Genomic DNA, 20545 nt, shown 5'->3' with positions numbered 1-20545 from the left:
CCTCCCACATCATCTTGATAAGGGAGTCCAGGCTGTGCAGACCGTACGGGCTACTCTTGCCGCGACAATTGCGGTTGTCGCTCTGGCTATCTCCCCCACCACGTCTGTCTCGGCGGAGGGGAGCGGAAAACTTGTGCTGACGATCGCAATCGACGGAGCGATCGGACCGGCAACCGCCAGCTACGTGAAAGACGCTCTCGCCAAGGCAAGCGAACGGCGTGCCGAAGCTGCTATTCTGCGTCTGAATACGCCGGGCGGTCTCGTCACCAGCATGCGCGAGACCATCGCCGACGTGCTGGCATCGCCCGTTCCTGTCATAGGTTATGTCGCCCCGTCGGGAGCCCATGCTGCCAGCGCCGGCACCTATATTCTCTATGCAACGCATATCGCCGCAATGGCGCCGGGCACCAACCTCGGCGCGGCAACGCCCGTGCAAATCGGCAGTCCGGTGCCGGGCCTGCCGGGCATCACCCCTGATAAAGACGGCAAGGACAAGAAAGACAGTGCCCAGCAAACGGAGCCGAAGGACGCGACGATGGCGAAGGCGACGAACGACGCCGTCGCCTTTATCCGCAGCCTGGCCGAGTTGCGAGGACGTAACGCCGATTGGGCCGAGAAGGCTGTCCGGGAGGCAGCCAGTCTTTCCGCCAGTGCTGCGTTGCAAGCGAATGTCATCGATCTCATTGCGCGCGACCCGGTCGAACTGCTCAGGCAGGTCGATGGTCGCGTCGTGGAGCTTCCCGGTGGCGACAGACGGCATCTGGCGACAAAGGATGCGACGATCGAGACGATCGACTCCGGATGGATCGCGCAATTTCTGTCTGTGATCACCAACCCCAACGTCGCCTTCATTCTTCTGCTGGTTGGCATCTACGGTCTGATTTTTGAATTCATGTCTCCTGGCGCCGTCGCGCCCGGCGTGGTCGGTACGATCTGTCTGCTGCTGGGCCTCTATGCCTTCAACCTGCTGCCGATCAACTATGCCGGCCTTGGGCTGATGATGTTGGGGATCGTGCTTCTGATTATCGAGGCCTTCAACCCGACCGTGGTTCTTGGCCTCGGCGGAGCCATTGCCCTGGTCCTTGGTGGGTTGATGTTGTTCAGGATCGACGCGCCCGGATACCGGCTGTCATGGACGCTCGTCAGCATCGTGACGGCAATGTTCATCGGACTGCTGCTCATTGTGCTCGGCTCGCTCCGGCGCGCCCGCAAAGCTCCGGCACGAATCGGCGCACAGGCCATGCGCGGCCTGCCCGCCGAAGTTCTCGACTGGAATGACATCGAAGGTCACGTCTTCACGCAGGGTGAGCGCTGGCGAGCCCGCGGCATGGAAACATTCAAGCCCGGAGAGACGGTCGAGATCGCCAGCATCACGGATCTGACGCTGATGGTGCGTCGCCGGCCGGCACTCAGCGCCGGCGAAGGAGGTGTGCGATGATGCTCGATTACATAGCCTACTCGCTGCTCGCGATCATCGTGATCGCCTTTCTCTCCTCCGCCATTCGCATCCTCCGGGAATACGAGCGCGGCATCGTCTTCACGCTCGGACGCTTCACCGGCGTGAAAGGTCCGGGCCTTATTATCCTGATTCCGTTCGTTCAGCAGATGGTGAAAGCCGATCTCAGGGTGATGGTGCAGGATGTGCCGCCGCAGGACGTCATTTCCCGCGATAACGTTTCCGTCAAGGTGAACGCCGTTCTCTATTTCCGCATCGTCGACCCGGAACGTGCGATCATCAAGGTCGGAAATTTCATGGCCGCGACCAGCCAGTTGGCACAGACCACGCTGCGCTCGGTGCTCGGCAAGCATGAGCTGGATGAAATGCTCGCAGAGCGCGACAAACTCAACGCCGACATTCAGGAGATCCTCGATCAGCAAACTGACGCGTGGGGCATCAAGGTCACCAACATTGAGATCAAGGATATCGACCTCAATGAGAACATGGTGCGTGCCATCGCCAAGCAGGCCGAAGCGGAGCGGCTGCGGCGGGCGAAAGTGATCAATGCGATAGGCGAGCAGCAAGCCGCTGAGAAGCTTGTCGAGGCCGGCCGGATCCTTGCTCAGGAGCCGCAAGCGATGCAGCTGCGCTATTTTGCGGCGTTGCACGACATTGCAGGCGAGCGGTCATCGACTGTGGTCTTTCCGTTGCCGATGGATCTGCTCAGCCATATGACGCTGCGGCCGGGCAGAGTACCGTGAGTTTATTTCTTGTGCTTCTGCGCCAGCTTCAGCTTGAGTCTGTCATGGCCCGAACGAACCATGGCTTGCGCTGGCTTGCTCATCACCCCAGTTTACCATCAATGAGTATCCTCGGCGCGCTCGTCGACAGGCACATGTGACGGGTGTCGTGCGTCGCCGCGCCGGTTTTGTGGACGCACGTACATTGTCATCGCTTCCGGGAGCTCCGCCTTGACTTTCAGAGCGGCGACAAGCGCGTCCTCGGCGTCCACGACGACATGGCCCGCCTTGCCCTTCAGCTTGAATCCAACGGTAAATTGCATCTGCGCATCACCTCGTCTTCACTGCAATTGTGTCCTCGCCTACTTTCTGCCAGCGGGCGCCATCTCGGCCGTCGTTCCTGTCGACATATCATTTGACCGGCGCGTAGCACCTCGCGGACGCGTTTCCGATCCGCAATCAGTCCAGCGACTTGATGATCTCCCGGTAGGCCGTTTCGGGAAACGCTTTCAATGTATGCGTTCGAATGTTTCCCAGCATACCCAGCTGCAAGTTGAATCGCGCGGCGACGGCATCGTCCGGCGCTTCGTAAACCGCGACGATGTCATAGTCGCCCATGGTCAGAAAAAACGATTTGAACTCGCCGTCCATATCCTTGAGAGCTTTCTTCGCCAAGTCGAGACGACGCGGCGAGTCCTTGACATGCTGAACACCTTGATCAGTCCAGTTTGCAAGCATGATATATGTGGTCATGGAAGTCCTCCTTACGCACGAGACCCCCGCTCATCTTCACGCCCCAGTCTTGAAGAAAATGACCCGACTCAACAACGTGTAGTCCGATTCAAACACCATGATCCCAACAAAAACCAACAACACCAACGGCGGGAGCAGGATGGCATAGGCCAAAGCCAGACGCTCCCACGCCATGTGCATGAAGACCGCAACAATCAAGCCCGCCTTCAACATCATGAACAGCACGATGAGAGACCACCTCAGATATCCCTGCAGGTTGAAGTAGTCGACGAGGTAAGAGCATGTACTCAAGACAAACAGCCATCCCCAGACCACGAGATAAAGCTTGATCGGGTGCTGGTGTCCCTCGGCATGTGCTGCGGGAGCTGCATGAGGTGTTGCATGTAGCGTGACTTCAGCCATGTTTTTCCCTCACCAAAGATAGAAAAAGGCAAAGATAAACACCCATACCAAATCGACGAAATGCCAATACAGGCCAGTGATTTCGACGATCTCGTAGTTCCCCTTCCTACTTGTAAAAAATCCCCGACGTTCAGTCTCGAAATCTCCGCGCCAAACCTTTCGCGCAATGATGATCAGGAAAATCACGCCAATCGTTACGTGCGTGCCGTGGAATCCTGTAATCATGAAAAAGCATGAGCCGAATTGCTCTGCCCCCCACGGATTTTCCCAGGGCCTCACCCCCTCCATGATCAGCTTGGTCCATTCGAAAGCCTGCATTCCGACAAATGTCGCACCGAACGCGGCGGTCACCAGCATCAGAATCGCCGTTTTGCGGCGGTCGTGGCGGTAGCCGAAATTGACGGCCATAGCCATGGTCCCGCTACTGCTGATCAGCACGAAGGTCATGATGGCAATCAGAATGAGCGGGATGTGTTGTCCTGCAATCGTCAGAGCGAAGACTTCACTCGGGTTTGGCCAGGGCACCGTCGTGGACATGCGCGCCGTCATGTACGACAGCAGGAAGCAACCGAAGATAAAGGTATCGCTGAGGAGAAAGATCCACATCATGGCCTTTCCCCAGGATACATTCTTGAATGCCCGTTGATCCGAGGACCAGTCGGCGACAATACCTTGCCAGCCTGCGGTCGTCGTTCGGCGCTTTTCGATGTTTGTCAGCACAGTCTCTGTCATCGCATCGATGCCTTCCCTATGTCAGCAACTGGCGACAGATGGTGACGAAGTCATCCGCCCAGCCTGTCAGCAGAGCGAGCAGGATCAACCAGACCAAAAGCAGGAAATGCCAATACATCGTGCACAGTTCCACACTCAAACGCAGGCGCGGGATTGCAACACCACGCCATGCCTTGACGATGGTTCTGCCCAGAGCGACGAGACCGCCGAGCAAGTGCAGCCCATGGACTGCGGTGATCAGATAGAAGAAGGCGTTGGCAGGATTGGCCGCCAGAAAGTAGCCCCCGGTGTTGAGCTGCTGCCACACCAGCAACTGACCTATCAGGAAAACAACGGCGGAAACGCCGCTTGCAAGCAGGCCGGTCAGCACATTTTCGCTGTCGTCGCGATGTGCGGAAACCTGCGCCCATTGCAGTGCGCCACTGCTCACGATCAGAACACCGGTATTGAACCACAGCAACCCGGGCACGGGCAGCGACCGCCAGTCGATCAGTTGCATGCGCATGGAGTAAGCGCTGACGAAGAGCGCAAATAACGACCCGACGACCGCGAGAAACACACCCAAACCTATTTTCGCCGCCGGCAACGACATCGAACTTCCGCCGGGAAAATCGCCGACCGCCCCCTCCTCCAGCCAGGGCTTGGCCGCAAGCCGTTGCTGCGAGAGCCACCATCCCGCAATGGCCGCTATTCCAGCCATGAACAGGACGATGGCCGTCATGGATGCGCTCCCTTCGGCGTCAAGCTGGCCGGCGGTTCATTCTGGGGGATGAAATCCCGTGCTGCGCCGGGCACGCTATAATCATAGGCCCAGCGATAGACGACCGGGAGTTCCTTACCCCAGTTGCCATGTGCCGGCGGCGTCTGCGGCGTTTGCCACTCGAGCGTGGTCGCGTTCCACGGATTGCCGCCGGCGTCCTCGCCCTTGGACAGGCTCCGGATCATGTTGAATACAAATACGAGCTGGGCAAAGCCGACGATGAGCGCAGCGATACTCATGAATGCATTCAGGTCATGGGCCGACGCCGGGACGAATGCTGTCCCGCCGATGTCGTGATAGCGGCGCGGCACACCCAGCAGCCCGAGATAATGCATGGGGAAGAAGATCGCGTAAGCTCCAAGGAACGTGACCCAGAAATGGAAGCGCCCCAGCGTCTCGTTCAGCATCCGTCCCGTCACTTTCGGATACCAGTGATAGATCGCACCAAACACGACCATGATCGGCGCAACCCCCATGACCATGTGAAAATGGGCGACCACGAACATGGTATCGGACAACGGAACGTCCACGACGACGTTGCCGAGGAACAGGCCAGTCAGGCCGCCATTGACGAACGTGATAATGAATGCGAGCGCGAACAGCATCGGAACGGTGAGGTGAATGTCGCCGCGCCACAGGGTCAGGATCCAGTTGTATACCTTGATCGCCGTGGGGATCGCGATGATGAGGGTCGTTGTTGCGAAGAAAAATCCGAACTTCGGATTCATACCACTGACATACATGTGGTGCGCCCACACCACGAAGCTCATCGCTCCGATTCCAACAATCGCCCACACCATCATGCGATAACCGAAAATATTCTTTCGCGCATGAGTACTGATGAGGTCAGAGACAATGCCAAAAGCAGGTAACGCAACGATATAGACTTCGGGGTGGCCGAAAAACCAGAACAGGTGCTGGAACAGCAGCGGACTGCCACCGCCGTACTTCCCCAGCTGACCCATCTCCACGAGCGTTGGCATGAAGAAGCTGGTGCCAAGAAGCCGATCGAACAGCATCATCACCGAGGCGACGAACAAGGCTGGAAATGCGAGCAACGCCATCACGGTCGCTGTAAAAATGCCCCACACCGTCAAAGGCAGCCGCATCAGCGTCATTCCGCGCGTGCGCCCCTGCAGCACCGTCACGACGTAATTCAAGCCGCCCATGGTGAAGCCGATAATGAACAGGATCAGCGACACCAGCATCATGATGATGCCTGCTTCCTGTCCAGGGCTTCCGGAAAGAATGGCCTGCGGCGGATACAGCGTCCAGCCAGCGCCGGTCGGCCCACCCGGTACAAAGAAGGTCGCAACCAGCACCAGCACGGCAAGCAGATAGATCCAGTAGCTCAGCATGTTCGCATAGGGGAACACCATGTCGCGAGCACCGACCATCAGCGGGATGAGATAATTTCCGAAGCCTCCGAGAAACAGCGCCGTGAGAAGGTAGATCACCATGATCATGCCATGCATGGTGATGAACTGAAGATACTGGCTCGGATCGATAAACGAAAACGTTCCGGGGAATCCGAGCTGCAGCCGCATCAGCCACGACAGCACCAGCGCGACCATACCGATGGCCATTGCTGTAATCGCATACTGGACCGCAATGATCTTGGCATCTTGCGAGAAGACATATCGCGTCCACCAACTTCTTGGGTGATAGAGATCGACCTCACCCACTTCGGCCGGCGGAATTCCTGCGAGTACGTCAGACGGGACATCAACCATTAAAATGTCCTCCCGGATTTATCCTCTGATCGTCGCTCATCGTAAGTGTTACAACGTGCAACGCCGCTGCGCCGGTCCTGCTATTTTCCGCGGGTCTTGTAAGTGGCCTTCGTGATGGGTCGGTGGCCGGATAACGCTGCGAATGTCTGCTGCTTCTCCAGCCATGCATGATATTCGCTCTCTTCCTGGACGATGACGTTGCTCCGCATTTGCGCATGCGCGATGCCGCACAATTCCGCGCAAAGAACCTCGAATGTTCCTGTGCGCGTGGGAGTGAACCAGAAGTATGTGACCGAGCCCGGCACCATATCCATCTTCGCCCGGAACTCAGGCACGTAGAAATCGTGCAGAACGTCGATTGAACGGAGCAACACCTTGACCGGCTTCCCGATCGGGAGATGCAAATCGTCGTTCTCAACCACGACGTCGTCCTGACCATTGGGATCGTTCGGATTCAAGCCCAGTGGATTCTCGGCACTGACGTTGCGGGCATCGACCGTCCCGAGCCGGCCGTCTTTTCCTGGCAGCCGGTAGCTCCAGCGCCATTGCTGGCCCATGACCTCGATCTCTGTTGCATCGGACGGCACCGTCACAAACTGATGCCAGACAACCAAACCGGGCGCCAACATCGCTCCGACACCGATCGCGGTCCCTATGGTGAGCCACCATTCGAGCCTCTTGTTTTCGGGCTCATAGGCCGCTTGTCTTCCTTCCTTGTGATGAAAACGGAAGATGCAATAGGCGATGAATGCGACGATCGCGAAGAAGACCGCTCCGGTGATCCAGAACGTCATGGTGATCGTGTCGTCGATGTAACTCCAGTTCGATGCGATCGGCGTCCACCACCATGGGCTAAGGAGGTGAAACAGCACCGAAGCGACTGCGACCAAAAGCAGTATGAATGCTACAGCCATCCCTTGTTCATCCTTGCCTCTAGAGGCTGCGGACAAGACTTAGAAAAGGGCGCAGTTCACGTCTGCATCGATGGCTGATTTCGAACTCGCCATCACAATGCTGGCCGCCTTGCCCTCTAACCGGTCGCAACATCGAATTCGAAAAGTTGCGATCGCTGGTGTCATCGAACTACGGGCACTTGCCACTACAGGATGTTCCCCGGCAGGCTTGATTGTCAATAGACCGGCTTATTCCTCGCGACAGACGATAGCACCATGATCGAACCGCTGAGCAATGGCACGCACAACGGATTCCTATATCGCACTGCAATGCACGACGCCGTGCATCCGCACGACAGACAAAGTGATGCGTCAATTGCCATCAGCCAGGCGGTGAAACGTAAACCTTACAAAGGAAGAATTCACCGAACAGTGCGTGCTATTCTTTCCGGATTGCGCTAAACTTGCTGCACAGGTTGCGACAGGTTTTGCTCGGCAAAGCTCTCTTCGTTGAACTTGGCCGTCTTCCAGAACCAGTCGCGATTTCTGCGCACGAAGGCGAATGCTCGTCATTTGAAAATGACCCGATCTCGCCGGTGCGAACGCATGGGAGATCGTGACCATGGCTACTCCGTATTCTGACAAGATCTCGCAGACAGCACCTGGCGCTTCCGATAGCGTTGCCGCGCCCGTCATTCGCAAGATCGGGTTGTCCGATCTGCATGATGCGTTGCGGCTGGGCTGGGAGGACTTCAAGGCGGTTCCGAGTCACGCCATTATTCTGTGCGTCATCTATCCTGTTCTCGGGCTTGTGCTGGCCAGAATGACCTTGGGCTATTCGGTGTTACCACTGCTTTTCCCGCTAGCCGCGGGCTTTGCGTTGATCGGTCCTTTTGCAGCCCTCGGTCTCTATGAACTCAGCCGCCGCCGCGAACGCGGCGAAGAGGCGTCGGCGTGGCATGCACTCGGCGTGCTGCGCTCGCCGTCCTTTGGAGCCATGCTTGGCCTCGGCACGCTCCTGCTCATTCTGTTCGTGGTCTGGGTGACCACTGCGAATGCGATTTACGTTTCCAAGTTCGGCAATGCCCCTGCGGCCAGCATTCCTGATTTCGCATCGCGCATCTTCACAACCACAGAGGGGCACCAACTGATCGTCCAGGGCTGCGGCGTCGGACTATTGTTCGCTATCATGGCCCTGTGCGTTAGCGTCGTGGCGTTTCCGCTGATGCTCGACCGACATGCGAGCGTGACAGACGCAGTTCAGACCTCGCTGCGGGTCGTGATGAAAAATCCTGTGACGATGGCCGCATGGGGTCTGATTGTTGCCGCGCTGCTGGTGGTCGGTTCGCTGCCGTTATTCGTAGGTCTCGCCGTTGTTCTGCCGCTACTCGGTCATGCCACCTGGCATCTTTATCGCAAGGTGCTGGAACCAGACCCGAATCCTCGGCAGGACCCTCCCCGTCCGCCGAAAGGGCGGCGCTATGCGGCCGATTTTCCGGTCTCTCTCTTCCCGTGGGGCCGTGATAAGCCGTAGATCGAAACAAACGACCGGGACGCGCGTTCAGGCTTCGCAATCAGTCGAACCACCCGCGCCCGCGCGGATGAAACCCAGCTCGGATGAGGGGCGATCTCGGATATCCGCCGGAAGCGGACTCCGCTCCCGGCAGGGTGTCCGCCCACTATCTATTAAGAGAACCCAAACAGCTTTGCCGGATTTGTGACCAGTATCTTTTCCAGCAAGGCATCGTCCGGCGCGTAGCGATAGAGCAATTCAAGCAGGTCGGCGTCGTTCGGCGGCTGGACGACCGATACGGGGTGCGGCCAGTCGCTTGCCCAGACGCAGCGATCGGGCGCGGCTTCGAGATAGGCTTGCGCGATAGGAACGACGTCGTCCCACGGCGGGCCTTTTTTGGACGTCTTTTCGCCGAGCGAAAGCATCACCCAGAAATTGCCCTTAGACAGCAGATCGAGAACCGCACGCAAATTCGGATCGTTCTTGCCGAGGGTTGGATCCGGGCGGCCCATGTGATCGATGAGGACCGGTACCTTGAGAGACGCGATCTTGTCGAGATTGGCGACGATGCCGTCCTTCTCCGGCTGGAATTTAGCGTACCAGCCGAGTTCGGAAATACGTGCGATGGCGCGCTCGTAGTCGCTGTCCGAAAGCACGGCGCCGAGCTCCTTGCGGAAGCTGAACCGCGCCCCGCCGACGCCGGCGTCATTCAGCTTGGCGAGATATGCATCGTCGCGTTCGGCGAAAACCAGCGCATTCGCGCAGGCCTTGTAGTTCGGCCCCATCGCCGCCAGCCCGTCCAGAACCACCGAATGATCGGCACCATATGTCGTCGTCTGCACGATGATGCCACGCTCGATACCAAGCGCCTTGTGTACCCGAAGCGCAGCCTCCCAAGTCGCCGTCGCCATCTGATAGGCCGCGCCGGGCCGGACGGGATAGCGTTCCACGGGACCAAGCACATGGAACTGACTGTCGATGCTCTTCGGCGGCGGCTTGCGGGATGGCGTGCGCGGGTTTGGATCAAATGGAAGATAGTCGGGCATCTGTCGCTCCTTTAATCGATCACCGCAGTGAAATCGCATTGCACCAGGGCGCCGCCCTCCATCTCCATGGAGAGCGCATGACGGGCCGGGCGCGAATGTTCGTCCGGAAACATCTTGAGCCACTCGACATTGACCGGCCCACGATTGCTGCGATCCTTGAGCCAGACCGTCATCTTGATGATGTCATCGGTGCTGCCGCCCCCGGCTTCCACGATCGCCTTCATATGCGCGAACATGTTGGCGCACTGGCTTTCTAGATCGGGCGGCATCTCGCTTGTCTTGGGATCGCGGCCGAGGATGACGCCGGACATCAGCAGATTGTTGATGCGGCAGGCATTGGGAATCGGATTTGCGTGCTTGAACTCGCCGATATGAACGCTGCGGCGGCGCTTGGAAGACGTCATGGCTGCAGTCTCCGGATAACGGTCAGACGAATTGGCACGACACCGAGCCATACGGCCCGTAATCGGCATGTATCGTATCGCCGCGGCTGACCTCGATCGGGCGCGTGAAGGATCCGGCGAGCACCACCTCGCCTGCAGCGAGATATTCGTCGTGCGGCGCGAGGCGATTGGCGAGCCACGCGATGCCGTTTGCCGGATGGTTCAGCACGCCGGCGGCGACCCCGGTCTCCTCGATCTGGCCATTCCGGAACAGCAGCGCGCTGACCCAGCGCAAATCGACATCCAGCGGACGGAATGGACGACCGCCGACCACAATCGCGGCATTCGCTGCGTTGTCGGAGATCGTGTCCACCACCGTGCGGGGCTTCTTGCTTTGCGGATGCACCCGATGCATCCGCGTTTCCAGGATTTCGAGCGCCGGTGTGACGTAGGCGGTCGCGTTCAGCACGTCGAAGATCGTACAATCCGGCCCGCGCAGATCGGTCTTGAGCACGAAGGCCAGTTCGACCTCCACGCGCGGCGCGAAGAACCGCTCATAAGGGATGGTGCCGGCATCCTGATAGAACATGTCGGCGAACAGCACGCCATAATCCGGCTCGGAGATGCTGACCGCATTCTGCATCGCCTTCGAGGTCAGGCCGATCTTGTGGCCTTTGATCACCCGCCCGCGTTCGAGCTGCAGCGCCGTCCAGGTCCGCTGGATCGCATAGGCATCCTCGATGGTGAGATCGGGATAGTCAGCGGTGAACATGGTGATGAGCGTCTTGGTCCGCTCCGCCTCGTCGAGGCGACGCGCCAGCGTATCGATGACCGTCTGATCAAGCACCGTTATTTCTCCTCTGCGACGACGTTGCGAAGAATGCCGATCTGCCTAGACTCAACCTCGACGACATCGCCTGGCTTGAGCCAACGCGGCGGCGTGAAGCGGGCGCCGGCGCCGGTCGGCGTTCCGGTCGCGATCATGTCGCCGGGCTTCAAGGTGGCAAAAGTCGACAGATAAGAAATCAGATAGTCGAAGGTGAACATCAGCCGCTCTGTCGAGTCGTTCTGACGCTCCTCCCCGTTCACTCGCGTGACGATATCGTGCGTCCCTTGCGGATCGCATTCGTCCACCGTGACGATCCACGGCCCGACGCTGCCGGACCGATCGAAATTCTTGCCCTGGGTGACGTTGAACTTGCCGTGGTGCAACCAATCCCGCACCGAGCCTTCGTTGCAGAGAGTCATGCCGAAGATGTGCGACCACGCATTCTCTCGCGTAATGTGACGACCTTCCTTGCCGATGACGATCACGAGTTCGCCTTCGTAGTCGAGCTGCTCGGAGATCTTCGGCTTTTCGATCGGCTGATCGGAGCCGACCACCGACGACGGGTTGCGGACGAACAGGCTCGGATATTTCGGCAAATCCGAGCTGTCTTTGTATTCAGCATTGCGGTCCTTGTAGTTGACCCCGATGCACCACAGCTTCTCCGGCGCCGGGATCGGCGGCAGCAAGACCAGATCCGACAGTCGATGATCGGGCTTGCGGCCGGCGCTCACCTGTTTCGCCTTCGCCAGCCCGTTGCCGGCGATCAAGCTGCGCAGATCGGGAAACTCCGATCCAAGCAATGCACTGAGATCGATAACGCCGTCATCGGTCACCACGCCGTAGTGGCTGCTTCCGCCGGTCGAATAGCTGCATAGTTTCATAAGAGCCTCTTGAACAATTCACTGAATCGATTGCCGCGGGATCACCGCATTGGAACGGTTGCTCGAGTTGCGCCCGCGGCGTTGTTTCAATTACTTCGATGTCTGGAATACGGACTTCAACGTGAAGATCTCGCCTAGCCGCGCGTAACGCGGACCGGCAATACGGGCGATCGGATCGAGGCTCTCGGTTTCAATCTTGCCGTTGGCGAGCAGATCATCCTTGATGTGAAATGCGACCACTTCGCCGACGATCAACCGGCTGCGGGTATCGCCGAATTCGAGGCATTGCCGAAATCGGCATTCCATCGCAATAGGCGCCGCCGTCAGCCGCGGCACCCCGATATGGTCGCTGGGAGTCATCTCGAGACCGAGGACTTCGACCTCACTCACCTCCGGCGGATGTTCCGCGGAGCTTTCGTGAACCGCCGACATCAACGGCGAATCCGCGATGTGAATGACGTATTCTTCGCGATCCAGGATGTTGCGCGCCGTGTCTTTGTAGACGCCTGATTTGCGGCCGACGCTAATTGCCAGCATCGGCGGCTTGGGCGAGACGAAGGTGAAGGCACTGAACGGCGCAAGGTTGACGGTACCTGCCTGCGACAGGCTGGTCACCCATGCGATCGGTCGCGGGACGACGATGCCGGTGAGCAGACGATAAGCCTTTTCGGCACCAAGTTCAGCGGGATCGATCTTCATTCGTCAATCCGCCTTTACGTTGGCCTTGCGCACGACCGGAATCCACTTGGCGTCCTCGCGATCGAGATAGGCTCTGAACTCACCCGGCGTCATCGGGAGCGCTTCGGCGCCAAGCTTTTCGAACTTGTCGATCACGCCTGGCTCTTTGAGTATCTCAACCAGCACTTTGTTCAATTTATCGGCGATGGGAGCGGGGGTGCCCGCCGGGGCAAACAGCCCCGTGAAGGTCTGGCCGTCGAAATCCGGATAGCCGAGCTCAGCGAAAGTGGGCACGTCCGGAAGCGTCTTCAGTCGATGTGGGCTCGTGACCGCCAAGGCGCGCAACATTCCACTCTTGATATATTGAAGGCTGACCGACAGTTGATCGAATGCGAACTGAACCTGGCCGCCGAGCAGGTCATTGGTCGCAGGCGCGTTGCCGCGATAATGCGCCGTCACCCAACGAATCTCGAGCTTGGACTGCATGAGTTCGCTGAGCAGGTGATTGGTGGTGCCCGGCCCCGGAGAGGCCATCGTCAGCTTGCCCGGATCGCGCTTCGCGAGTTCGAGCAATTCGGCGAACGACGTAGCCTTCACGGAAGGATGAACCTCGAGCACCAGCGGCGTCATCGAGATGCTCGAGATCGGCAGGAAGTCGCGCTTCCAGTTGTAGGCGTCGCGCTTGTTGATTTCGGGAGCGAAGAGAACCGGACCATTGGCGCCGACCATGAGCGTGTAGCCATCATTCGGCGCTTTCGCCAGCGCTTCCCCGGCGATCATGCCGCCAGCGCCCGACTTGTTTTCGATCACGAAGGGCTGGCCCAATTTCTCTTGCAGCCGATCCGCGACGATGCGCGCCGCGCTATCGACATTGCCGCCGGCCGGATAGGGCACGATCAGTTTGACAATGCGCGTGGGCCATTCCTGAGCCGTCGCCGCGCCATTAACCAGCGTCGCAACAATGGCTGCAGCGATCCATAGCGACCTCATCATTTCCTCCCGCCAGATGCGGCTTTCACGCCGCTAACCGTATGTTCGACGCCGATTGGGACCAGCGCTCTTACGGCGGACCATTGGTTCACCCGCTTTACTTGTCGATGCCAATGTGCGGTTATTGTCCACATTATGGACAATGGATTGCCGACAACACTCGATCCGGAGCCGCGACAAGGCGCGCAGGCGATCCGGCGCGCGCTCTTCCTCCTTCGCGTGCTTGCAGCGGGCGGTGAGAGCGGATTGCCGTTGAAAGAAGTCGTCCAAGCGACGCGCCTATCGCGCCCTACCGTACACCGGATCCTCCATGTCCTGATGGAGGAGGGCCTCGTCGAGCGCCACGAGCGCTCGGGTCGCTATGCAATCGGCACGCAGGTCCCTGAATTGGCACTCGCTCGCCCATCGCGCTCGCCATTGCTCGCAGCGGCGGACGACATTTTGCGCGAAACGTCGCAACAGGTCGGTGATACACTGTTTCTAACGGTGCGCACCGGCAACGACACTTTATGCGTGGATAGAAGAATTGGCTCATATCCGATTCAGGTACTCTCGATCGCCGTGGGTGCGCGGCGGCCGCTGGGCGTCAGCAGCGCAGGCGTTGCCATCCTGGCCGCGTTACCGGCTCAAGAATCACGCCGGATCGCTATGACGAATGAGCCTCGATTTGCGGGATATCGGACCGATCGGCAGACTGTGTTGTCAGAGATCGCCGACGCCCGGCGCAGGGGCTATGGCGTGCGCGAAATCGGATTGGTCCAGGGCACGAAATCGATTTCGACCTGGATCAAGACAGCCGATGGCGATCCGGCGGCGGCCCTCACCATATCGGCCGTCCGAACACGGCTCGGCCCGCGACGCGAGCAGGAAGTTGTCGAAACGCTTTTGAAGGCAGCTTACGAGGTCGAGCAGAAAATCCGATAAGCAAGCACGCGTCGCCCAATCCAAGGCAAAGGTTCGCTTGCGACATATGCAGCGATTGAGCAGCCAATCGACGGCGAGCTGTTCTAATCTGAACGGAAAAGTCTGGCGGTCCATTCGGGATAAAACTGCGCCCCCTCCCATTGCCCGCGCAAAATGGCGCGCCATTCGGAACACAACCACGAACTCATATATTGTTGAAATTGCTTGTGATTTTATAAGATACCTCATGGCGCGAGGCTCGTCGCATCGATTCCGGCCTCAAGACACACCTCACAACTCCGCGCGCCACGGCCGCTCCGGGGTGCTAACATAGTCAAGACCGCACGACCGAAGATTTCACCTGTGCGATTGAAACGCGGTCGGGAAACGATGGCGCACGAAGAGATGCACTCCAAAAACAACGGCCGACCGTAATTGCGGTGAGTTGGCTGGGACGTGGAGGACGCTATGGCGTGGCGTGACGACAAGGCCCGGGCAACTCTGATCCGCGACGCGGCGGGAAGCGTGCAGCCGGGCAAGACTCCCCGAACCTTTGCCGAGCTTATGTTCGGCTACACCAATGCCGAGGACCTCGCCAGTTACGATGCCTCCTCGCTTGCCTTCCTGGCGGAGCAAGCCTGGGAGCATGTACAGCGACGCACGGCGGGTCGTGCCGATATCCGCGTCGTCAATCCGATGATGCCGGACGGACGCGAAATGTCCGTGCTCGAAATTCTCAACGACGATATGCCTTTCCTGTTCGATTCCATCATGGCGGAGCTCGCCGAGCAGGGCATCGAAGTCACCCTCGTCGCTCACCCCATCATCGCGGTGGAGCGCGATGACCAAGGCAAGCTCCTGCACTTCCACGGTGAAGCACTGCCGGAAGGGGCAAAGGGCGCGCGCGAGAGCCTGATTCACCTCCACATCACCCGCCTCGACGCCGACGCTGACCGCGAGAGGCTGATTGACGGCCTCACCAGGACGTTAAGCGACGTGCGCGCCAGCGTCGCGGACTGGCGCGTCATGCGCGACCGCGTCGAGAACGCGATCAAGACTTTCTCTTCCAATCCACCGCCGCTGCCGATCGACGAGGTCGCCGAGGCCAACCAGTTCCTGCAATGGCTGTGCGCGGACAATTTCACCTTTCTCGGCGTGCGCGAATATCGCTTCTCGCCCGACAGCGATGCGTCGGACGACATCACGACCGCTGAGGGCCTCGGCATCCTCCGCGACCCCGATGTAAAGGTCCTGCGCCGCGGCAACGAAATGGTGGTGATGACGTCGGAAATTCGCGAGTTCATGCGCGAGCCGACCCTACTCATCGTCATCAAGGCCAATGTGAGCAGTCGCGTTCATCGCCGCATCCGGATGGATTATATCGGCATCAAGCTCTATGCGCCCGCCGGCCGGCTCGAGGGTGAATTGCGAGTCGTCGGCCTGTTCACCTCAGGCGCCTATACGCGCTCGGCACGACAGATCCCCTATGTTCGCCACAAGGTATCGCGGGTGCTCCAGCGCGCCGGCTTCGATCCGAACAGCCATTCGGGCAAGGCGCTGATGCATATCCTCGAAGAATATCCGCGAGACGAACTATTCCAGGTCGACGTCGACACCCTCTTCAATTTCGTCATGGAGATCCTGATCCTCTATGAGCGCCCCCGCGTCCGGGCGCTCGCTCGGGTCGACAAGTTCGATCGCTTCGTCTCCATCCTCGTCTTCATTCCGCGCGACAAATACGACACTGATGTGCGCATGCGCGTCGGCGCCTTCCTGTCGCAGATCTACAAAGGGATGCAGGCCGCCTCCTACGTGTCTTTCCCCGAAGGAGCATTGACGCGCGTTCACTACATCGTCGGACGCTATGAAGGTAAGACTCCTGCCGTCGAGCGCGCCACGCTGGAAGCCGGAATCAGCGCCATTGCCGCGACCTGGGCCGACAAGCTGAAGGCCGCGCTGACTGCGTCTACCGATGGCATGCGGGCGCGCATGCTCGCCAATCGCTATGCCCAGGCCTTTACCGGCGGCTATACCGAGGCTTCCACGGCGGAACAGGCAATAGCCGATATCGCCACCATCGAAAGGCTCACGCCAACCCGCCCGGTGACGATTTCGGTTCATCGCTTCGAGGGCGAGGACGATCCCAAACGCTTCGGCCTGAAGGTGTTCTCGGATGCCGCGCCGCTATCGCTGTCCTATCGCGTGCCGGTGATCGAAAATCACGGTCTCCGCGTGGTCGATGAACGTACCTATCAGATCGTGCCCGGTGCCAGGCCTGAGCCGGTGTGGCTGCACGACATGACGATCGAGACCAGCGACGGCCAGCCGATCGAGATCAACCGGGAATTCAGCCATCGGCTCGAAGCCTCGATCATGGCGGTGGTCGGTGATCGAGCCGAATCCGACGGATATAACGGGCTGATCCTGCGTACGGCCCTGGGCTGGCGCGAAGTCTCGACCATCCGGGCGCTGTCCCGCTATTTGCACCAGATCCGCGCGCCGTTCAGCCAGGATTATATGTGGGAGACTCTGCGCAAGAACGCAGCGATCACCGCCAACCTCGTCGCGCTGTTCCAGGCCCGCCTCGATCCACGCCTCACCCTTACTGATTCCGAGCGCTCGGCCCGGGAGACTGCCCTCCTTGCCGATATCGAGGAGCAGCTCAAATCCGTCGCATCGCTCGACGAAGACCGCATCCTCCGCCGTTTCACCAATCTGGTGCAGTCCACCATCCGCACCAATTTGTGGCAGGTCGGCGAGGATGGACATCCGCGTCCGGTGATCTCCTTCAAGTTCGACGCGCGCGGAATCGAGGACCTGCCGGCTCCACGACCGCTCTACGAGATTTTCGTCTATTCCCCCCGCGTCGAAGGCATTCACCTGCGCTTCGGCAAGGTTGCGCGCGGCGGACTGCGGTGGTCCGATCGGCCGCAGGATTTCCGCACCGAGATCCTTGGCCTGGTCAAAGCCCAGCAGGTCAAGAACGCCGTGATCGTGCCGGTCGGCGCCAAAGGCGGCTTCGTGCCCAAGCGCCTGCCGCCGCCCTCCAGCCGCGACGCGTGGCTCGCGGAAGGCACCGAAGCCTATCGCATCTTCGTTCGCTCGCTGCTCGAACTCACCGACAATCTCGACGGCGACGACCTCCTCCCGCCCGACTCGACCTTGCGGCATGATGGCGACGATCCTTATCTGGTCGTCGCCGCCGACAAGGGCACCGCCACCTTCTCCGACATCGCCAACGCGATTTCGGCCGAGAAGAACCATTGGCTCGGCGATGCCTTCGCCTCCGGCGGCAGCCAGGGCTACGACCACAAGAAGATGGGGATTACGGCGCGAGGCGCCTGGGAGGCGGTCAAACGCCACTTCCGCGAGCTCGGCACCGACATTCAGACCATGCCTTTCACTGTAGTTGGCGTCGGCGACATGTCCGGCGACGTCTTCGGCAATGGCATGCTGCTCTCGCCCGCGACGAAATTGGTTGCGGCGTTCGATCACCGCGACATCTTCATCGATCCCTCTCCCGATCCGGCGATCAGCTACGCCGAACGCAAGCGCATGTTCGACATGCCGCGATCGAGCTGGCAGGACTACAACAAATCGCTGATCTCGCAAGGCGGCGGCGTGTTCTCGCGCTCCCTCAAGGGGATTCCGCTCGCACCGGAAGTGCGCACCTTGCTCGATCTCGACAAGCCGCAGGCGACGCCCTTCGAGGTGATGACGGCGATCCTGAAGACGCGCGCAGACCTACTGTGGTTTGGCGGCATCGGCACCTATATCCGGGCGTCGGTGGAGAGCGACGATCAGGCCGGCGACCGCGCCAATGATCCGATCCGCATCACCGGGACCGACGTTCGCGCCAGGGTGATCGGCGAAGGCGCCAATCTCGGCGTCACTCAGCGCGGCCGCATCGAAGCGGCGCAGACGGGCGTCAAGCTCAACACCGACGCGATCGACAATTCGGCCGGTGTGAATACGTCCGACGTCGAGGTCAATATCAAGATCGCATTGGCCCGCCCCGAGCGCGAGGGACGCCTCAGCCCGGCTGACCGTAACACCCTGCTTGCCGCGATGACCGACGACGTTGGTGCGCTGGTCCTGCGCAACAACTATCTGCAGACGCTCGCGCTCTCGCTCGCCGAACGCAAGGGCGTGGCCGCGACCGGCTTCCTCACTCGCCTGATGCAGTCGCTCGAGCAGCGCGGCCTGCTCAGCCGCGCAGTCGAATTCCTGCCCGACGACGCCGCGATCACCGAGCGCACGCGGCGCGGGCAGTCCCTGACACGGCCTGAACTTGCCGTGTTGCTCGCCTACGCCAAACTGACGCTCTACGACGACCTGCTCGGCACCAGCGTGCCGGACGATCCTTATCTCGCCCACGAGCTCTCCGGGTATTTTCCGGGCCAGGTTCAGGACAGGTTCCCGACAGCGGTAGAGTGCCATCGCCTCCGACGCGAAATCATCGCGACCAGCCTCGTCAATACGGTCATCAACCGCGGCGGCCCGGCGTGTATCGTGCGCCTGATCGACGAAACCGATGCCGATATCCCCACCATCGTCATGGCCTATGTGGCGGTGGATGAATCCTACGGGCTCAAGTGGCTAAATGATGCGATCGATACGCTCGACGCCTGCATCGAAGGGCAGTTGCAATTGTCCCTCTATGAGGCGGTCCAGGACCTTCTGCTTTCCCGCATGGTCTGGTACGTGCGCAATATTGATTTCAAGGATGGCCTCGAGGCGGTGATCGCACGTTTCGGCCCGGGTATCCGCGAGATCAGCGCCTCTCTCGACAACACCCTGCCACCGGACTTGCAGGCCGCGCGTGGCAAGCGCCGGCAGGAGCTGACCGATGCCGGCGTCCCGTCCGGCCTCGCCGGCGAACTGGCCGATCTCGACACCCTGGTCTCGGCGCCGGACATCGTGACGGTCGCCGAGCGCACCGGCCGCAGCATCGGCGATGCCACTGCGACGTTCTTTGCCGCCGAGGCCAATTTCCGTCTCGACCGCATCATCGCTGCCGCGCGCAGCGTGCCCGCCAGCGATCGTTTCGAACGCCTCGCCATCGACCGCGCCGTCGACCTGATCGCGTCGGCCGAAAGAGGCCTCGCTGCGGATATGCTGGCAACCGGCCAATCCGGCCAGCAGGCTGCGGAGACCTGGCTTGCAGCTCATCCCGAGGCGACGCGCATCCGCCGCGCAGTCGAGGAGATTGCTGCTGGCGGCTTGACGCTCGCCAAGCTGATGGTGGCGGCAAACCTGCTGGGCGACTTGGTCAAAGGCTGAGGCGTGCGAGGCAGCGATGTGAAACTCTAAAGAGCAATGCTAGCGCAGGTTGTTAGCCAGCGAACGGAGGAACCCAATGATCCACGCCACTTGCCATACCGCTGATAATGTCCGCTGCATCGAGTTCGATGCCACACCCTGGTTCAGCGAGGCTAACGCTCCGAGCATTATCGATTTGGCCGAACGCGGATGGGCCAGCACAGCGATTGCAGATTCCCTCGAGAGCCGACGAGGATACGAACGCTTGCACGACCTCGTTGAGTATGCAGCGAAGCGACTGCAACCGGAATCCCTGGAGGACCCCACCTGGGAAACCTTCGAGTGCGTCGTCGATGGACCTGAGGCCGTAGCTTGGCTCGAGAAAAACCGGCCCGACGTTGTGGCAAGGATCCCGTAAGCTACGAGAAGCGCAGCAATGGCGACGATGATTGGCGCATCAACAATGAAGCAGAAATGGCGCGCCCGAAAGGATTCGAACCTCTGACCCCGTGATTCGTAGTCACGTGCTCTATCCAGCTGAGCTACGGGCGCGTGCCGCGATGTGTGGGGCCAAAAGTCAGAGCCGCCAACACCGGATGCGTTTCGGAA

At 59.9% G+C, this 20545-nt stretch carries 20 protein-coding genes and 1 tRNA gene; 7 read left to right on the top strand and 14 right to left on the bottom strand.

Features of this window, described 5'->3' with window-relative positions; genetic code table 11:
• Positions 1-34 precede the first annotated feature (34 nt).
• On the top strand, positions 35-1438 hold the full coding sequence (locus tag AB7813_RS23535; protein WP_184513212.1) for an NfeD family protein: 1404 nt from the start codon (positions 35-37) through the stop codon (positions 1436-1438).
• On the top strand, positions 1435-2199 hold the full coding sequence (locus AB7813_RS23530; RefSeq protein WP_441228514.1) for a slipin family protein: 765 nt from the start codon (positions 1435-1437) through the stop codon (positions 2197-2199). Before AB7813_RS23535 ends, AB7813_RS23530 begins: the two co-directional genes overlap by 4 nt.
• A gap of 98 nt (positions 2200-2297) precedes the next feature.
• On the opposite strand, the gene AB7813_RS23525 is transcribed toward AB7813_RS23530, so the two are convergent.
• From AB7813_RS23525 to coxB, 7 genes are all read right to left on the bottom strand, one after another.
• A complete protein-coding gene (locus AB7813_RS23525) occupies positions 2298-2501 on the bottom strand; it encodes a hypothetical protein (RefSeq protein WP_089262760.1) in 204 nt (67 codons plus the stop codon).
• A gap of 136 nt (positions 2502-2637) precedes the next feature.
• Positions 2638-2931 (bottom strand): GYD domain-containing protein, encoded by a 294-nt coding sequence (locus AB7813_RS23520; protein ID WP_089262762.1) that lies wholly within the window; start codon positions 2929-2931, stop codon positions 2638-2640.
• Positions 2932-2967: 36 nt separating this feature from the next.
• Complete coding sequence (locus AB7813_RS23515; RefSeq protein ID WP_441228513.1) at positions 2968-3333, bottom strand: cytochrome C oxidase subunit IV family protein; 366 nt, start codon at positions 3331-3333, stop codon at positions 2968-2970.
• Between the two features lie 9 nt (positions 3334-3342).
• Entirely contained in the window at positions 3343-4065 is a 723-nt protein-coding gene (locus AB7813_RS23510) for a heme-copper oxidase subunit III family protein (protein ID WP_093759781.1), read from the bottom strand.
• Positions 4066-4081: 16 nt separating this feature from the next.
• Entirely contained in the window at positions 4082-4786 is a 705-nt protein-coding gene (locus tag AB7813_RS23505; RefSeq protein WP_184513208.1) for a cytochrome c oxidase subunit 3, read from the bottom strand.
• On the bottom strand, positions 4783-6558 hold the full coding sequence (locus AB7813_RS23500) for a cbb3-type cytochrome c oxidase subunit I (protein ID WP_089262770.1): 1776 nt from the start codon (positions 6556-6558) through the stop codon (positions 4783-4785). The genes AB7813_RS23505 and AB7813_RS23500 overlap by 4 nt, the downstream gene beginning before the upstream one ends.
• Before the next feature lie 80 nt (positions 6559-6638).
• Complete coding sequence (coxB, locus tag AB7813_RS23495; RefSeq protein WP_089262772.1) at positions 6639-7472, bottom strand: cytochrome c oxidase subunit II; 834 nt, start codon at positions 7470-7472, stop codon at positions 6639-6641.
• Between the two features lie 255 nt (positions 7473-7727).
• Here coxB and AB7813_RS23490 point away from each other — a divergent pair, with 255 nt between their 5' ends.
• On the top strand, positions 7728-7913 hold the full coding sequence (locus AB7813_RS23490) for a hypothetical protein (protein WP_439057040.1): 186 nt from the start codon (positions 7728-7730) through the stop codon (positions 7911-7913).
• Between the two features lie 160 nt (positions 7914-8073).
• Entirely contained in the window at positions 8074-8985 is a 912-nt protein-coding gene (locus AB7813_RS23485) for a DUF2189 domain-containing protein (protein WP_320446564.1), read from the top strand.
• A 152-nt stretch (positions 8986-9137) separates the two neighbouring features.
• Here AB7813_RS23485 and AB7813_RS23480 read toward each other — a convergent pair whose 3' ends face one another.
• From AB7813_RS23480 to AB7813_RS23455, 6 genes are all read right to left on the bottom strand, one after another.
• Positions 9138-10010: an amidohydrolase family protein gene (locus AB7813_RS23480; RefSeq protein WP_441228512.1), complete on the bottom strand. Its 873-nt coding sequence runs from the start codon at positions 10008-10010 to the stop codon at positions 9138-9140.
• An 11-nt stretch (positions 10011-10021) separates the two neighbouring features.
• Entirely contained in the window at positions 10022-10414 is a 393-nt protein-coding gene (locus tag AB7813_RS23475) for a RidA family protein (protein WP_115031419.1), read from the bottom strand.
• Between the two features lie 22 nt (positions 10415-10436).
• Positions 10437-11246: a 2-oxo-hept-4-ene-1,7-dioate hydratase gene (gene hpaH / locus AB7813_RS23470; protein WP_441228992.1), complete on the bottom strand. Its 810-nt coding sequence runs from the start codon at positions 11244-11246 to the stop codon at positions 10437-10439.
• On the bottom strand, positions 11243-12103 hold the full coding sequence (locus AB7813_RS23465; RefSeq protein ID WP_441228511.1) for a fumarylacetoacetate hydrolase family protein: 861 nt from the start codon (positions 12101-12103) through the stop codon (positions 11243-11245). Before AB7813_RS23465 ends, hpaH begins: the two co-directional genes overlap by 4 nt.
• Before the next feature lie 90 nt (positions 12104-12193).
• Positions 12194-12802 carry a flavin reductase family protein gene (locus tag AB7813_RS23460; protein WP_441228510.1) on the bottom strand — a complete coding sequence of 203 codons (609 nt, stop codon included), beginning with the start codon at positions 12800-12802 and terminating at the stop codon, positions 12194-12196.
• A 3-nt stretch (positions 12803-12805) separates the two neighbouring features.
• Positions 12806-13771: a Bug family tripartite tricarboxylate transporter substrate binding protein gene (locus tag AB7813_RS23455; protein WP_441228509.1), complete on the bottom strand. Its 966-nt coding sequence runs from the start codon at positions 13769-13771 to the stop codon at positions 12806-12808.
• A 135-nt stretch (positions 13772-13906) separates the two neighbouring features.
• Between AB7813_RS23455 and AB7813_RS23450 the strand changes: the two genes are divergently transcribed.
• From AB7813_RS23450 to AB7813_RS23440, 3 genes are all read left to right on the top strand, one after another.
• Entirely contained in the window at positions 13907-14695 is a 789-nt protein-coding gene (locus AB7813_RS23450) for an IclR family transcriptional regulator (protein ID WP_441228508.1), read from the top strand.
• A gap of 435 nt (positions 14696-15130) precedes the next feature.
• On the top strand, positions 15131-19957 hold the full coding sequence (locus AB7813_RS23445; RefSeq protein WP_441228507.1) for an NAD-glutamate dehydrogenase: 4827 nt from the start codon (positions 15131-15133) through the stop codon (positions 19955-19957).
• Positions 19958-20033: 76 nt separating this feature from the next.
• Positions 20034-20354, top strand: a complete 321-nt coding sequence (locus tag AB7813_RS23440; RefSeq protein WP_441228506.1) for a hypothetical protein — start codon at positions 20034-20036, stop codon at positions 20352-20354.
• A gap of 57 nt (positions 20355-20411) precedes the next feature.
• Here the strand turns inward: AB7813_RS23440 and AB7813_RS23435 are convergent.
• Positions 20412-20488 (bottom strand) — tRNA-Arg (locus AB7813_RS23435).
• Positions 20489-20545 lie beyond the last annotated feature (57 nt).

Origin of the sequence: Tardiphaga sp. 20_F10_N6_6 (genome assembly GCF_052076045.1) — a bacterium.
Taxonomy (GTDB): domain Bacteria; phylum Pseudomonadota; class Alphaproteobacteria; order Rhizobiales; family Xanthobacteraceae; genus Tardiphaga; species Tardiphaga robiniae.
The sequence above is the reverse complement of the archived record's forward strand: the minus strand, read 5'-3'. Positions and strand labels throughout refer to the sequence as shown.

Bases quoted from the DNA above. Each gene is read 5' to 3' on its own strand.
- AB7813_RS23530 (WP_441228514.1), top strand. From the start codon at position 1,435: ATGATGCTCGATTACATAGCCTACTCGCTGCTCGCGATCATCGTGATC.
- AB7813_RS23525 (WP_089262760.1), bottom strand. From the start codon at position 2,501: ATGCAATTTACCGTTGGATTCAAGCTGAAGGGCAAGGCGGGCCATGTC.
- AB7813_RS23520 (WP_089262762.1), bottom strand. From the start codon at position 2,931: ATGACCACATATATCATGCTTGCAAACTGGACTGATCAAGGTGTTCAG.
- AB7813_RS23515 (WP_441228513.1), bottom strand. From the start codon at position 3,333: ATGGCTGAAGTCACGCTACATGCAACACCTCATGCAGCTCCCGCAGCA.
- AB7813_RS23510 (WP_093759781.1), bottom strand. From the start codon at position 4,065: ATGACAGAGACTGTGCTGACAAACATCGAAAAGCGCCGAACGACGACC.
- AB7813_RS23505 (WP_184513208.1), bottom strand. From the start codon at position 4,786: ATGACGGCCATCGTCCTGTTCATGGCTGGAATAGCGGCCATTGCGGGA.
- AB7813_RS23500 (WP_089262770.1), bottom strand. From the start codon at position 6,558: ATGGTTGATGTCCCGTCTGACGTACTCGCAGGAATTCCGCCGGCCGAA.
- coxB (WP_089262772.1), bottom strand. From the start codon at position 7,472: ATGGCTGTAGCATTCATACTGCTTTTGGTCGCAGTCGCTTCGGTGCTG.
- AB7813_RS23490 (WP_439057040.1), top strand. From the start codon at position 7,728: ATGATCGAACCGCTGAGCAATGGCACGCACAACGGATTCCTATATCGC.
- AB7813_RS23485 (WP_320446564.1), top strand. From the start codon at position 8,074: ATGGCTACTCCGTATTCTGACAAGATCTCGCAGACAGCACCTGGCGCT.
- AB7813_RS23480 (WP_441228512.1), bottom strand. From the start codon at position 10,010: ATGCCCGACTATCTTCCATTTGATCCAAACCCGCGCACGCCATCCCGC.
- AB7813_RS23475 (WP_115031419.1), bottom strand. From the start codon at position 10,414: ATGACGTCTTCCAAGCGCCGCCGCAGCGTTCATATCGGCGAGTTCAAG.
- AB7813_RS23465 (WP_441228511.1), bottom strand. From the start codon at position 12,103: ATGAAACTATGCAGCTATTCGACCGGCGGAAGCAGCCACTACGGCGTG.
- AB7813_RS23460 (WP_441228510.1), bottom strand. From the start codon at position 12,802: ATGAAGATCGATCCCGCTGAACTTGGTGCCGAAAAGGCTTATCGTCTG.
- AB7813_RS23455 (WP_441228509.1), bottom strand. From the start codon at position 13,771: ATGAGGTCGCTATGGATCGCTGCAGCCATTGTTGCGACGCTGGTTAAT.
- AB7813_RS23450 (WP_441228508.1), top strand. From the start codon at position 13,907: ATGGACAATGGATTGCCGACAACACTCGATCCGGAGCCGCGACAAGGC.
- AB7813_RS23440 (WP_441228506.1), top strand. From the start codon at position 20,034: ATGATCCACGCCACTTGCCATACCGCTGATAATGTCCGCTGCATCGAG.